The sequence below is a fragment of the Pseudomonas sp. FG29 genome (assembly GCF_057809355.1).
The window spans coordinates 20,290-33,036 of the sequence record NZ_JBMDJU010000012.1 but is presented as its reverse complement, the minus strand read 5'-3'; the positions used below and the strand labels follow the sequence as shown (position 1 = coordinate 33,036).

Annotated in this window: 11 protein-coding genes and 1 pseudogene; 8 read left to right on the top strand and 4 right to left on the bottom strand. The window is 61.7% G+C overall.

What is annotated here, in order from left to right; genetic code table 11:
- Nucleotides 1–150 precede the first annotated feature (150 nt).
- Genes ACODS1_RS13960 through ACODS1_RS13950 form a run of 3 tightly spaced genes read right to left on the bottom strand, consistent with a single transcriptional unit; the run spans nucleotide 151 to nucleotide 3,647 of the window.
- A complete protein-coding gene (locus tag ACODS1_RS13960; RefSeq protein ID WP_489086129.1) occupies nucleotides 151–1,983 on the bottom strand; it encodes a GldG family protein in 1,833 nt (610 codons plus the stop codon).
- 12 nt (nucleotides 1,984–1,995) lie between these two features.
- Nucleotides 1,996–2,727, bottom strand: coding sequence for an ABC transporter permease subunit (locus ACODS1_RS13955; RefSeq protein WP_322978445.1), 732 nt, complete (start codon nucleotides 2,725–2,727; stop codon nucleotides 1,996–1,998).
- A complete protein-coding gene (locus ACODS1_RS13950) occupies nucleotides 2,727–3,647 on the bottom strand; it encodes an ABC transporter ATP-binding protein (RefSeq protein WP_489086128.1) in 921 nt (306 codons plus the stop codon). Before ACODS1_RS13950 ends, ACODS1_RS13955 begins: the two co-directional genes overlap by 1 nt.
- 381 nt (nucleotides 3,648–4,028) lie before the next feature.
- On the opposite strand from ACODS1_RS13950, the gene ACODS1_RS13945 reads away from it, so the two are divergent.
- Entirely contained in the window at nucleotides 4,029–5,828 is a 1,800-nt protein-coding gene (locus ACODS1_RS13945; protein ID WP_489086127.1) for a methyl-accepting chemotaxis protein, read from the top strand.
- A gap of 109 nt (nucleotides 5,829–5,937) precedes the next feature.
- Here ACODS1_RS13945 and ACODS1_RS13940 read toward each other — a convergent pair.
- A pseudogene (locus tag ACODS1_RS13940) lies at nucleotides 5,938–6,129 on the bottom strand (IS110 family transposase); the annotation flags it as partial.
- A gap of 193 nt (nucleotides 6,130–6,322) precedes the next feature.
- Here ACODS1_RS13940 and ACODS1_RS13935 point away from each other — a divergent pair.
- From ACODS1_RS13935 to plsB, 7 genes are all read left to right on the top strand, one after another.
- The gene (locus tag ACODS1_RS13935; protein ID WP_489086205.1) at nucleotides 6,323–6,694 is read left to right on the top strand and encodes an MAPEG family protein; all 372 of its coding nucleotides are present in this window, start codon (nucleotides 6,323–6,325) and stop codon (nucleotides 6,692–6,694) included.
- 86 nt (nucleotides 6,695–6,780) lie between these two features.
- Entirely contained in the window at nucleotides 6,781–7,182 is a 402-nt protein-coding gene (locus tag ACODS1_RS13930; RefSeq protein WP_489086126.1) for a lysozyme inhibitor LprI family protein, read from the top strand.
- A gap of 209 nt (nucleotides 7,183–7,391) precedes the next feature.
- Entirely contained in the window at nucleotides 7,392–7,607 is a 216-nt protein-coding gene (locus ACODS1_RS13925) for a hypothetical protein (RefSeq protein ID WP_489086125.1), read from the top strand.
- A 147-nt stretch (nucleotides 7,608–7,754) separates the two neighbouring features.
- Nucleotides 7,755–8,171: a GFA family protein gene (locus tag ACODS1_RS13920; protein WP_489086124.1), complete on the top strand. Its 417-nt coding sequence runs from the start codon at nucleotides 7,755–7,757 to the stop codon at nucleotides 8,169–8,171.
- On the top strand, nucleotides 8,168–8,743 hold the full coding sequence (locus ACODS1_RS13915; protein WP_489086123.1) for a hypothetical protein: 576 nt from the start codon (nucleotides 8,168–8,170) through the stop codon (nucleotides 8,741–8,743). Before ACODS1_RS13920 ends, ACODS1_RS13915 begins: the two co-directional genes overlap by 4 nt.
- Nucleotides 8,744–8,829: 86 nt before the next feature.
- A complete protein-coding gene (locus tag ACODS1_RS13910) occupies nucleotides 8,830–9,672 on the top strand; it encodes an EamA family transporter (RefSeq protein WP_489086122.1) in 843 nt (280 codons plus the stop codon).
- 446 nt (nucleotides 9,673–10,118) lie between these two features.
- Nucleotides 10,119–12,617, top strand: a complete 2,499-nt coding sequence (gene plsB / locus ACODS1_RS13905) for a glycerol-3-phosphate 1-O-acyltransferase PlsB (RefSeq protein WP_489086121.1) — start codon at nucleotides 10,119–10,121, stop codon at nucleotides 12,615–12,617.
- The last annotated feature ends 130 nt before the right edge of the window (nucleotides 12,618–12,747 follow it).

The following is a 12,747-nucleotide window of genomic DNA, read 5'->3' as shown; positions in this document are numbered from 1 at the left end:
GGATCACGTTTCACCGTTCCACCGTTGCGGTGGATGTAAAAAGCGACATCCACCCTACGCTCGGTTCGTGGGAAGGGCTTTAGCCGCGACTGTCGCCGCTCAAGCGCCTCCCACAGGTGGAGCCCTCAGCCCCACCCACTGGTGTTGGCCTCACGCACGACGACGTCTGCGCCACAACCACAGCGCCAACACACCAAGGGTCAGCAACGCCGGCACCAGGGCAATGTTGATGATCTTCAACGTCCGCCCCAGCGCCTCGATATTGGCGTTGAGCTGGTATTGCACGTCGCGCAGCTCCTTGCGGATCTCCAGCTTCTGCTGGATGAAACGCTGCAGCGTCTTCTGCTGCTCCGGCGTCAGTTCCAGGGCCTTGTTCGGATCATCGCTGTGCTGCAGCGCGGCCAATTGCTGCTCGGTCTCGCTGAGGCGCGCCTGCAGGGCCTGCTCCTTGTCGCGGAAACGCTGCTCGGCGGCGCGCTGCAACTCATCCACCACGGTGAACGGACGGCTGAAGCGACCACGCGAACGCACGCTGATCAGCGCGTCGGAGCCGGTCAGGTTGTCCAGTGCGTTGACGGTGAAGCTGCCGTTGTCCGCCCAGGGTTGCGGCATGCGCTGGCCGAAGAAGTCCTGCACTTGCACCCACATGCGGTCGCTGAGGATATCGGTGTCGGCCACGGCGATGACGTTGATGTTGTCCGCCTGCTTGAGCCCGTCCTTGTGGCCCTCGATGCCATCGGGGAAAGCGCTCTGCGCCGGCCCGTCGATGCGCGCGGCGATGGCGTAACGCTCGCCGGTCGGCTCCAGCTCGCGGATCAGTTCCTCCGGATTGCTGAGCATGGCGAAACGCTGCGCGTCGAAGGGCATGGCGTATTCGGAGCTCTGGATCAGCGGGGTGAAATGCGTCTTCGCCCCTTCCACAGGTTCGAGGATGCCAGCGGTAGCGACGGTGATGTTCTCCAGCCCGGCGGTGGCGATGTCGTTCTGATCCAGCGCCTTGCGCGGCAGGTTCAACCAGGCCGCGTGGCGCACCGGGCGCTGGCCCTGACCACGGTTGACCGACATGGCATAGGAGCCGTCGCCGAGCACCTTGTCCGGCACCATGCGCAGGCCCCAGGCCTTGAACAGCGGCTCGAGATCGGACGACTTGTCCACCGCCATCTCGCCCGGCATCCCCCCCATATCGGCTTCGGCATAGGGATCGACGAACACCATCAGCTTGCCGCCACGCAGCACGAACTGATCGATGGCATAGAGCGTCTGCTGCGGCAGGTTTTTCGGGTGCACCAGCCACAGCACCGAGACCTTGTCGGGAATCTGATCGACATCAGGCTTGAGGTTCTCGATCTGGAACAACTGGCGCACCTGCTCCAGCACCATCCACGGCGGCGTCGGCTGCTGCGTCATCATGTTGAAGCCGCCGGTCATCGGCAGCCCGGAGAGCACGCCAACCACCGGCAGTTGCGGTTTGGCCAGGGTCTGCACCAGACGGCTCAGCTCGTATTCGAGGTGCTCCTCCTGATCCAGGGCGAAGAACGGGATCACCTGGGTGTCGTCCAGACCGTTGGTGCCGGCCAGGCCGAAGTAGATCGAATCGCCGCCCTGCTGCAGCGGAATGGCCTGCAGGCCGTACTGCGCCGCCTTGTCCTCGTCCTCGGAGAACGGCTCGGGGTCGATGATATGCAGGTGGATCTTGCCGCCCGCCTGCGCCTGGTAGGCCTTGAGCATCTCCTCCACGCGCTGGGCGTAGGTGCGCAGCGCCGGCAGGTCCTTGGCCACCTTGTCCGAGTAGAAGAAGTACAGGTTGATCGGCTCGTCCAACTCAGAAAGGATCTGCTTGGTGCCGTCGGAGATGGTGTAGAGCTTCTGCTCGGTCAGATCCAGGCGCGCACCGCCCAGACCGATACCGGCCAGCAGGTTGAAGGCGATGAAGGCGACCGCGATCAGCAGCAGCCCGGCGCCGGAATAGATCAGCTTTTTCATGGGCGCATTCCTTCAGTCAGCTTTCTTCAGATCGATGACCACGGCGGTGGCGGTCAGCCAGGCGGCGATCAGCGAGAGGAAATACAGCAGGTCGCGCGCATCGATCACGCCCTTGCTGATGGCATCGAAGCGCACCAGAAAGCTCAGCGAGGCGATGGCGTCCACCAGCCACTGCGGCGCCCAGGCGAAGGCGTCGAGCACCATGGGAAAGCCGCTGACGATGAACAGGAAGCAGGCACTGACCGCGAGGATGAAGGCGATCACCTGGTTCTTGCTCAGCGCCGACATGCACGAGCCGATGGCCAGGTAGGCACCAGCCAGCAGCCAGCTACCGATATAGCCGGTGACGATGGCGCCGTTGTCCGGCTCGCCCAGGTAATTGACGGTGATGATCATCGGGAAGGTCAGCAGCAGCGCGATGCCGGCGAACACCCAGGCCGCCAGGAACTTGCCGGTGACCGCCTCGAAGCGGGTGATCGGCAGGGTCATCAGCAGCTCGATGGAGCCGGACTTGCGCTCCTCCGCCCACAGGCGCATGGCGATGGCCGGCACCAGGAACAGGTACAGCCAGGGATGGAAGTTGAAGAAGGCCGACAGGTTCGCCTGGCCACCCTCGAAGAAGCCGCCCAGGTAGAAGGTGAACACCCCGGACAGCACCAGGAAGATGACGATGAACACATAGGCCAGCGGCGTGGCGAAATAGCTCGCCAGCTCGCGTTTGAAGATCACGGGCAACTGGGTCATCACTGCTCTCCCCGGGTCAGCGTGCGGAACACCTCATCGAGGCGACCGCGCTCCACATTGAGTTCACGCACCTTCCAGCCGCGCTCGGCGATCAGCGCATTGACCTGCGGGAAGATCACCGCACCCGGCTGCGCCAGCACGCTCAGGCTGTGCTCACGGGCGTTTTCCTCGACGCCCGCAACACCGGGCAACGCCGCCAGGGCAGCCTGATCCAGCGCCTCCTCAGCCACCAGCGTCACCGCCTGGTGGTAGCGCGAGCGGCTTTCCAGCTCCAGCGGCGTGCCATCGGCCAACAGCCTGCCATGAGCAATCACCACGGCGCGGGTGCACAGCGCCGTGACCTCTTCGAGGATATGGGTGGAAATGATCACGATCTTGTCGCGCGCCAGGCCCTGGATGAGCTGGCGCACCTGATGCTTCTGGTTGGGGTCGAGGCCATCGGTGGGCTCGTCGAGAATCAGCACACGCGGATCATGCAGGATCGCCTGGGCCAGGCCGACGCGGCGCTTGAAACCCTTGGACAGCGTCTCGATGCTCTGTTCCAGCACCTTGTCCAGCTCTAGCTGTTCCACCGCACGCTGCACCCGCAGCTTCTTCTCAGCGCCGCGAAAACCGCGCACCTCAGCGATGAACTCGAGGAACCCGCGCACCGTCATGTCGCCGTAGCACGGCGCGCCTTCCGGCAGATAACCGATCTGCCGCTGGGCCTCGAGGGTCTGCGTCTGGATATCGAAGCCGAGGATGCTCGCCGTGCCGGAGGTCGGCGCGAGAAACCCCGTGAGCATCTTCATGGTGGTGGATTTACCGGCCCCGTTGGGGCCGAGAAAGCCCAGCACTTCCCCTGGCTGGACACTGAACGACAGATCATCGACTGCCGTATGCTGCGCAAAACGCTTGGTCAGGTTTCTTATCTCGATCATGGCCTCTCACCGTCGCGAAGGGCGCTGCGCTCAGCGAAACCACCGCACACGCGCAGCCCGCAAGAACGCCGAGCGCACTGCAAAAGCACGCGCCCGGACGAGGGCATGACCCTGACAAAAGCAAAAAGTTCAGTCAGCCAATTGCAACAGGCTGTAAATGGAATATGGGTTCAGCGAAGGGACAGTTTCATGGCCGTTTACCCCCACGAAAGGCCGTTGCCGTGGCATGCGCTGGCGGCGCTATCTCGCTCCTGACGATAACGCCGCAAAACCCATCCAGGCCAGCCCGCGGTGCTGGCGCACAGACATCTTTCGTTAAAGGTTCTGCGCTACCAGTCGACAGCAGTGACAACCCAGGAATCTTTGGCAAGGAATTACTGCATGCAGTCGGTAAAGTCGCTGTACGACGCTATCGAGAGAAACTTCTTCGATACCCTGACCAAAAAGCTCTCCAGCCTCTTCCTGCTGGTGCTGGTCAGCGGCATGCTGTTCTGGGTGGCCATCAGCCTGCGCGCCGACATCGTGCAATTGCTGCACGGCAGCCAACTCGACCCCGCCCTGCTCAAGCAGGTCGAAGGCAAGCTCGACACCCTCGGCACCGCCCTGGCGCTCAGCGCACTGTTCACCCTGACCATGGTCAGCTTCATGGTCTGGTACTTCCGCCACCTGATCGTGCGCCCGGTCAACAACATGACCCGCGCCCTGGAAGAAATCGCCAACGGCGAAGGCGACCTGTCGCGCGACCTGCCGCTGCTGACCCACGACGAAATCCGCACCCTGGCAAGCACCTGCAACCGCTTCCTGGCCAAGCAGCGCGAGATCATCAGCAACGTGCAGGCGCTGACCGTACAGATCGCCGTGGAATCCGCCCGCTCGCTGAAGAACATCAGCGACTCCAGCGACAGCGCCACCCACCAGGCACGCTTCGCCAATGAAGTGATGAGCGAGAGCAACATCGCGGTCGGTCGCATCGACGAGGTGTCGCAGCAAACCCAAGCGATCTCCACCAGCACCGCGCACAACCTGAGCATGGCGCAGGATTCCTACGCCGAACTGCTGGAAGTTACCGGCAACATCAGCGATATCTCCAGCAGGCTCGACGAATTCAGCGGCCTGGTCGCCGCACTGAACGAGCGCTCCTCGAACATCAAATCCGTGGTCGGCCTGATCCAGCAGATTTCCTCACAGACCAACCTCCTGGCGCTCAACGCCGCCATCGAAGCAGCCCGCGCCGGTGAGAGCGGGCGCGGCTTCGCGGTGGTCGCCGATGAAGTGCGCACCCTGGCACAAAGCGTCAGCCAGGCCACCGGCGACATCTCGCAGAACATCGACGCCATGCTCAAGGAAGTGAGTTCGACCCACGAGCAAACTGCCAAGATCAGCCAGAGCGCCCGCGAGACGCAGGTGGTGGTCGAGCGCGCCACCCAGCATTTCGAGAGCATGATCGGCGACTTCGAATCTACCAACGGCAAGCTGGCCGAGATCGCCGAGCACATCCTCCAGGTCGCCGACGCCAACACCGGGATCAACCACCGCGTCACCCAGATCCATGCCGACAGCCAGGCCATCGACCAGCGCATGCAAAGCTCGGCCATCGCCACCCGCGACCTGTCCACCGTAGCCGAAAGTGTGCAGACCCTGCTCGGCCGCTTCATCCTCGGCGAAGGCGAACTCGACGCCGCCATCACTCGTGCCACCCGCTGCCGCGATGCCCTGCAGACGCGCCTGGCGGCGCTGCAACGCGAAGGCGTGAACCTGTTCGACCAGAACTACAAAGCCATCCCCAATACCGACCCCAAGCAATACATGACCGGTTATACCGAGCGCTTCGCGCGCATCTGTCAGGACGAAATAGACGCCCTGACCAAAGGCACCAAGGGCGGCATCGTCTCCTTCATCGTCGACAGCAAAGGCTATTGCCCGGTGAACAACAGCTGGGTCTCGAAGGCCCCGACCGGCACGCGCGAAGTCGATCTGCCGGTGTGCCGCAACAAGCGCATATTCTCCGACCCGGTGGGCCTGCGGGCGGCCAGCAACACCCAGCGTTTCCTGCTGCAGACCTACCTGCGCGACACCGGCGAAATCATGACCGAGATCGACGTACCCTTCTTCTTCGAAGGCCGCCACTGGGGCAACCTGCGCATGGGTTTCGACGCTGCGCGTTTGCTGGGTAAGTCGTAAGCCACGCGCAAAGCTGCAGAGCGATATAGACCGCTCGCAAGTACAAAAAGCAGCATATGGAAAGCGCTCCAGGCAAACGTTAGCCGAGATCAGGAGTTGACTGAGAAGGCTGCACCAGGCGCGCCCAGTAATGCGTCCTGCCGCAGGCTTCTATCACCCACTCGACCAACCCGACCTGCTCCTGTATATATTGCCGGAACGCCTCTCGGTTCAGCCGCTTGCGCTGCACCACCTGGCCGAAACGGACACTCTCGGCAACTTGGTAAACGGACTTGGCCAGTTCAACAACGATTCGCCTTATAACAGCTCTCCTAACTGTTACTACCACTACGCCTGTATAGGGCAGTGGTTTGGGGAGAGTCCATTACAGCATTCAAACCGTTTGCTTCACTCACTTGGAACGGGCTAAAGCCTGCCCCTTAACTAAACGTCAGGCTGCTGATTTAAAATTGTCGTTATGGAGCGCCACCAAATTGAATCCACTCATACTTCCTATGGCAGCTCATATAGCACTCACCGCTTTTCTTTACGTGCTATTAACTATCGCACGCGCACCTAAGGTGTGGGGCATAGGCAAAAAACCAGATGGAAGCAATCCATGGGCAGCAGTAGAGCCCCGAATTAGTGCTAATCTTTCAAACCAGTTCGAGTGGCCCGTATTTTTCTATGCAGCGTGCATTCTACTAATACAAAACCAATCAGACTTAGCCACTGCAACCTGGCTAGCGTGGATTTTCATTCTGGGGCGCATGGCTCATAGCTATGTACAACTACTCACCACAAACATACGGTTGCGCGGTTTAGTTTTCACAATAAATTTCCTAGCCACTCTCGGATTGTGGGCTGTTGTAATTCTTACGTTATAGCCGGGTGCAACACCCCAAAAGATGGTTCAAGCCGCTCACTCGGAGCGACTAAAGCCCGCGCCTTAAACAAGCGTTGAGACTTTCGCATGAAACGAATACTTTTTATCTTTGTACTAGCCGCTAGCAGCACAGTAGCAGACGAGAAAAGCTGCATGTCGATGGCCCAATCACATGCTGAGCAGGATCAATGCCAGCATGAAGAGTTAAACCGATTGGACAAAGAGCTTAATCGTATTTATCCATCCGCACTTAAGTCTTTACCTGTACACGATGAATCTGACCCAAGAAAACAACAAGAGCAGTTACGAAAATCGCAGCGTGCCTGGCTAGTTTACGTCCAAGAAAATTGTGCTCTCGAAGGTGGACTAGAAGGCGGCTCAAGCGCGTGGGTGTCGACGTTCAGTTCGTCCTGCCAAGAAGAAGAACTTCGGAAACGAATTGAATATTTAAGGAAAATTGCATGCAGAACTGAGAATTTCTGCAATTGAGTCTTTAACTCAAGATTCATGCTACTGGCGCTTCAAATAAACTCTGAATTTAACTTCCAGAGCCTGTTGAAACAAGCACTCTTGCTAGCCCGGATATGCCAATGAAACAGATGACCTTCGAGGGCGCCGAATATGCCGGCGAACGCAAGCATACCCGCAGAAAATTGTTCCTGATCGAGAGGGATCAGGTCATACCCTAGAAGGATTTTATGTCCAAGCTCATATTCATATTTTTATTATTCACAAGCTCTTTAAGCTATGCCGGAGCGCCTCCGCCAGGAGCATCGCCCAGCGTCGGTCGAGGCACGCTTCATACCGAAGAGATATTTTTCTTCATTGGCGCCATTGTGATTTTCCTAGCTGTTGGGTTTTTCATGGAATCAGCATGGAACAGTCAAGACAAGAAAGAAGATGATCGACCATAAGAATAAGAGCACACCACCAACACCCCTCGTGTCGCTACAATGCCCAACAGATCAACTCCTCTTCAAAGCAGCAACACAGTTGTATATCGGTAATAAACTCCCGACTATCTCTGCTGCGCCCTTGCCCACCAGCCCCTGGGAGATCCCATGAAAGTCCACGGTAGCTGCCACTGCAATCAGATCCAGTTCGAAGCCGAGACCGATCCGGCCTTGGTCAGCATTTGCCATTGCAATGACTGCCAGAAGCTCACCGGTACGGCATTTCGCCTGTCCACCCCCGCCTTGCCTGGCACCTTCAAGCTGCTCACGGGAACGCCGAAGGTCTATGTGAAGGTGGCCGAGAGCGGATCGCGGCGCGCGCAGGCATTTTGTGGCGATTGCGGCTCGCAACTGTTCACCTATGACGCGGACAATCCGGTGGCGTATGGCCTGCGCGTCGGTGTGCTGGACGAGCGTCGGCAGTTGCCGCCAACCTGGCAGAAATGGTGCGAGGCGGCCCTGCCCTGGACGCAGGACATCTCGGGGCTGGAACAGGCGCCGCAGAACCAGCGCACACGCAAATGACCGCGCGGCTCCTCCATGTGATGCCCACCGAGCGCTGGCACCTGGTGCTGGTGTTCGCTGGTGCCTCTCCTCGCCTGCTCGACCTCGGCCCGCTGCGTGAACAGCGTAACTGGCCGCTGCTGGCCTATCCCAACCACTACAAGCATGTGCGTATCGATGGGCAGCGCCTGCACTGGGCACCGGGGATCGAGCTGGAGGCCGCCGAGGCCTTCGCGCTTTCCACGCCCCTGGCCCAGGCGGAACTGGAGCATCAGGTGTTGCGGCTGGGCTATCGCAACCAGGCGCCGACAGTGGAACACCCTTCGCATCACGTGTACTGCGTCTATCTCTATCCGTTCCGAGGCAGGCCTTTCGAGGTCGGCGAGTCGATTGGCGGCGGCCATATGGAGCGCGGCGGGTCGGTATCTCTGAATCTGCAGGAGCTGCGTGCCCGCGAGAACTGGCAGATGGACTTCGAGTTGGCCGGCTGCGGCTGGGCTGTCGATTCGATCACGGCGGCATACGATGAGGCCACGCTGCTGCAAGCGCTGGTAGTGGAAGTCTGTCGCCGGGCAAAGGACTCGGACAGCTGACAGCACCAAGCTGGTCGCGGTCGAGGCTGCGTTGCAGATAGACTCGCTGCAAACACGCCATCCCTGCCCCCACACCGAGGCCCACCTTGGATACCACGGTCTTTCTCGCCGTCATCGCTGCCGCCGCCCTGCATGCCGGCTGGAACGCCCTGCTCAAGATCGGCCTCGACCGCTTCCTCACTGCCACGCTGATCCAGATCGGCGCCGGTCTGGTGGCGCTCTGCGCGCTGCCACTGGTTGCGCTGCCGCAGGCCTCGGCCTGGCCGTGGATCGCGCTGTCGGCGCTGTTGCACATCGGCTACAACTTCTTTCTCGCCCGCGCTTACCAGTACGGCGACCTGGGTCAGGTCTACCCGATTGCCCGGGGCAGCTCGCCGCTGATGGTCGTCCTGCTCTCCCTGCTGTTATTGCACGACGGGCTGAGCACTCTGCAATTGCTGGGGTTGCTGGTACTGGTAGCGGGCATCTGGCTGATGGCCCTGCGCGGCGGCCAGCACAAGGCGCCGCAGGGGGCGATGCTGTTCTGCGCATTGATGACGGCGCTGTTCATCGCCGGCTATACCCTGAGCGATGCCATGGGCGCGCGCAGCAATGGCGATGCGCTGAGCTATTCGTTGTGGCTGTTCAGCGTCAACGGCGTGGTGATGGCCGTGGTATTGGCCGTCAGCCGTGGGCCACGCGCCTTCCTCGCGCTGGGCCCGCACTGGCGTGGGGGATTGGCCGGTGGGGCGATGTCGATGGCGGCTTACAGCATCGTCATCTGGGCGATGACCCAGGCGCCGGTGGCGCTGGTGTCGGCTCTGCGGGAGACCAGCGTGGTGTTCGCCGTGCTGCTGGGGATGGTGCTGCTCAAGGAGAGGTTGCGGCCGATTCGCCTGGTGGCGTGCGTGGTGATCGCATCCGGCGTGGTGGTGATGAAGTTGGCGTGAGGGATTGCGGTGGTACAGGTGGTGGGCTGAAGCCCACCCTACGCCCTGCAGCAAAGTCGCAGCGAGTGCTTGGCTGAAACGAATCGCTGCCCGGCCCAGGCCGCAAGGACACCTGTAGGAGCGAGCTCTGCTCGCGAATCCCCAGGCAAAAAGCTTCGCGAGCAGAGCTCGCTCCTACATGATCCTGAACGCTACCCGCACGGCAGGAGGCGATCCGCGTCATGGCAACGGCCTGACTCGGCATTCCGTTCGGGAACCCCAGACCCGCTTTGCAGTTCTGTTGAGCAACGGGTGCTGAGTCGTTGGCCGTTTTTTCGTCATACGCCGCCGTCATGCTGGGTCGGGCTGCGCGGCTGCAGGCGAGAGTTTTTTGCCCGCCAGACGCGGCTTGCGGCACACTAGCGCCCTTCCCGAGCATGCGCTCGTTTAACTGCCCAAGAGTTCGTATGACCCGTTCCCCCTTCCGCCGCATGGCCTTCAGCGCGCTGCGCCGCCTGCTGTACCTCTGGGTACGCTCGGAAACCATCAACCAGTCCGCGTTCACCCTCAGGCTCGACCGCAGCAAGCCGGTGTTCTACGTGCTGCAGCAGCCCTCTGTGAGCGATCTGGCGGTGGTCGACCGCGAGTGCACCAAGGCCGGCCTGCCGCGCCCGGTGTTACCGGTGGCCGTCGGGGAGCATATCGAGCCTGCCGCCTTCTTCTACCTGACGCCGGAACCGGACTGGTTCGGCCGCCAGGACAAACGCGGTATTTCGCCGACCCTCGATCGCGTGGTCAGCGCCCTCAGCCAGCACGCCGTGGACGACGCGCAGATCGTGCCGGTCAGCGTATTCTGGGGCCAGTCGCCGGATCGCGAGACCAGCGCCTGGAAGCTGCTGTTCGCCGACAGCTGGGCCGTCACCGGGCGCCTGCGCCGCCTGATCAGCATCCTGATTCTCGGGCGCAAGACCCGCGTGCAGTTCTCCACGCCGATCCACCTGCGCGAGCTGGTCGAGCAGGACAAGGGCCAGGAGCGCACCCTGCGCATGGTGCATCGCATTCTGCGCGTGCACTTCCGCAACCAGAAGGCGGCGGTAATCGGCCCGGACGTGTCGCACCGGCGCAACCTGGTCAAGGGCCTGGTGCATGACCCCATGGTGCGCCAGGCGATTGCCGAGGAAGCCGAGCGCGAGAAGATCAGCCTGGAGAAGGCCGAAGCCCAGGCGCTGCGCTATGGCAACGAGATCGCCTCGGACTACACCTACACGGTGATCCGCTTCCTCGAACTGGTGCTCTCCTGGTTCTGGAACAAGATCTACGACGGCATCAAGGTGCACAACGTCGAAGGCGTGCGCGACATCGCCCAGGGCCACGAGGTGATCTACGTGCCCTGCCACCGCAGCCATATCGATTACCTGCTGCTGTCCTACCTGCTGTTCCGCAACGGCCTGACGCCGCCGCATATCGCTGCCGGCATCAACCTCAACATGCCGGTGATCGGCGGCCTGCTGCGCCGTGGCGGCGCCTTCTTCATGCGCCGCACCTTCAAGGGCAACCCGCTGTACACGGCGGTATTCAACGAATACCTGCATACCCTGTTCAGCAAGGGCTTCCCGGTCGAGTACTTCGTCGAGGGCGGCCGTTCGCGCACCGGGCGCATGCTGCGGCCGAAGACCGGCATGCTGGCCATCACCCTGCGCAGCTTCCTGCGCAGCAACCGCCTGCCCATCGTCTTCGTGCCGGTGTACATCGGCTACGAGCGCGTGCTGGAAGGCCGCACCTACCTGGGCGAGCTGCGTGGTGCGAGCAAGAAGAAGGAGTCGATCTTCGATCTGTTCAAGGTGCTAGGCGCGCTCAAGCAGCGCTTCGGCCAGGTCTCGGTGAACTTCGGCGAGCCGATCAAGCTGGCCGAGTTCCTCGACCAGCAGCAACCCGGCTGGCGCCAGCAGGAGCTGGGCCCGCAGTACCGCCCGGCCTGGCTCAACGAAACCACCAACCGCCTCGGCGAGCGCGTGGCGCGCCACCTCAACGAAGCGGCATCGATCAACCCGGTCAACCTGGTGGCTCTGGCGCTGCTGTCCACCAGCAAGCTGGCACTGGACGACCGCGCCCTGGCTCGCGTACTCGACCTGTACCTGGCGCTGTTGCGCGCAGTGCCCTACTCGCCGCACACCACCCTGCCGGAAGGCGACGGCGCGGCGCTGATCGAGCACGTCAAGGGCATGAATCTGCTGGCCGAGCAGAAGGACGCGCTGGGCAAGATTCTCTATCTGGACGAGCAGAATGCCGTCCTGATGACCTACTACCGCAACAACGTGCTACACATCTTCGCCCTGCCGGCGCTGCTGGCCAGCTTCTTCCAGAGCAGCGCGCGGATCAGCCGCGAGCAGATTCTGCGCTACGCCGGTGCGCTGTATCCCTATCTGCAGTCCGAGCTGTTCATCCGCTGGGAGCCGAGCGAGCTGGAAGGCGTGATCGACCAGTGGCTGGCCGCATTCGTCGAGCAGGGCCTGCTCAAGGTCGAGGGCGACGTGTATGTGCGCCCGGCGCCCAGCTCGCGCCAGTTTGTACTGCTGACCTTGCTGTCGCGCTCGGTGGCGCAGACCCTGCAGCGCTTCTACATGGCCATCGCCCTGCTGCTCAACGCCGGGCAGAACGCGATCAGCGCCGAGGAGCTGGAAGACCTGTGCACGGTCATGGCCCAGCGCCTGTCGATCCTGCATGGGCTGAACGCGCCGGAGTTCTTCGACAAGAGCCTGTTCCGTCACTTCATCCAGAGCCTGCTGGATCAGGGCGTGCTGCGTCAGGACGAAGCCGGCAAGCTCAGCCATCACCCGCTGCTCAGCGAACTGGCCGAAGGTGCCGCCAAGCGCGTGCTGCCAGCCGAGATTCGCCTGTCGATCCGCCAGGTGGCGCTCGATCGCAACGAGGACGAACCGACTAGCGCAAACGCGGATGGGATTTAGCACACCCAGGGCTGGCAGCGTGGTGGGCTGAAGCCCACCCTACGAAGCTGTAGGGTGGATCGGGGCGCGTAGCTGTCGCTTTTTACATCCACCGTGCCAGCTCGATGCGCCAGGCGCGAATAAAGACGAA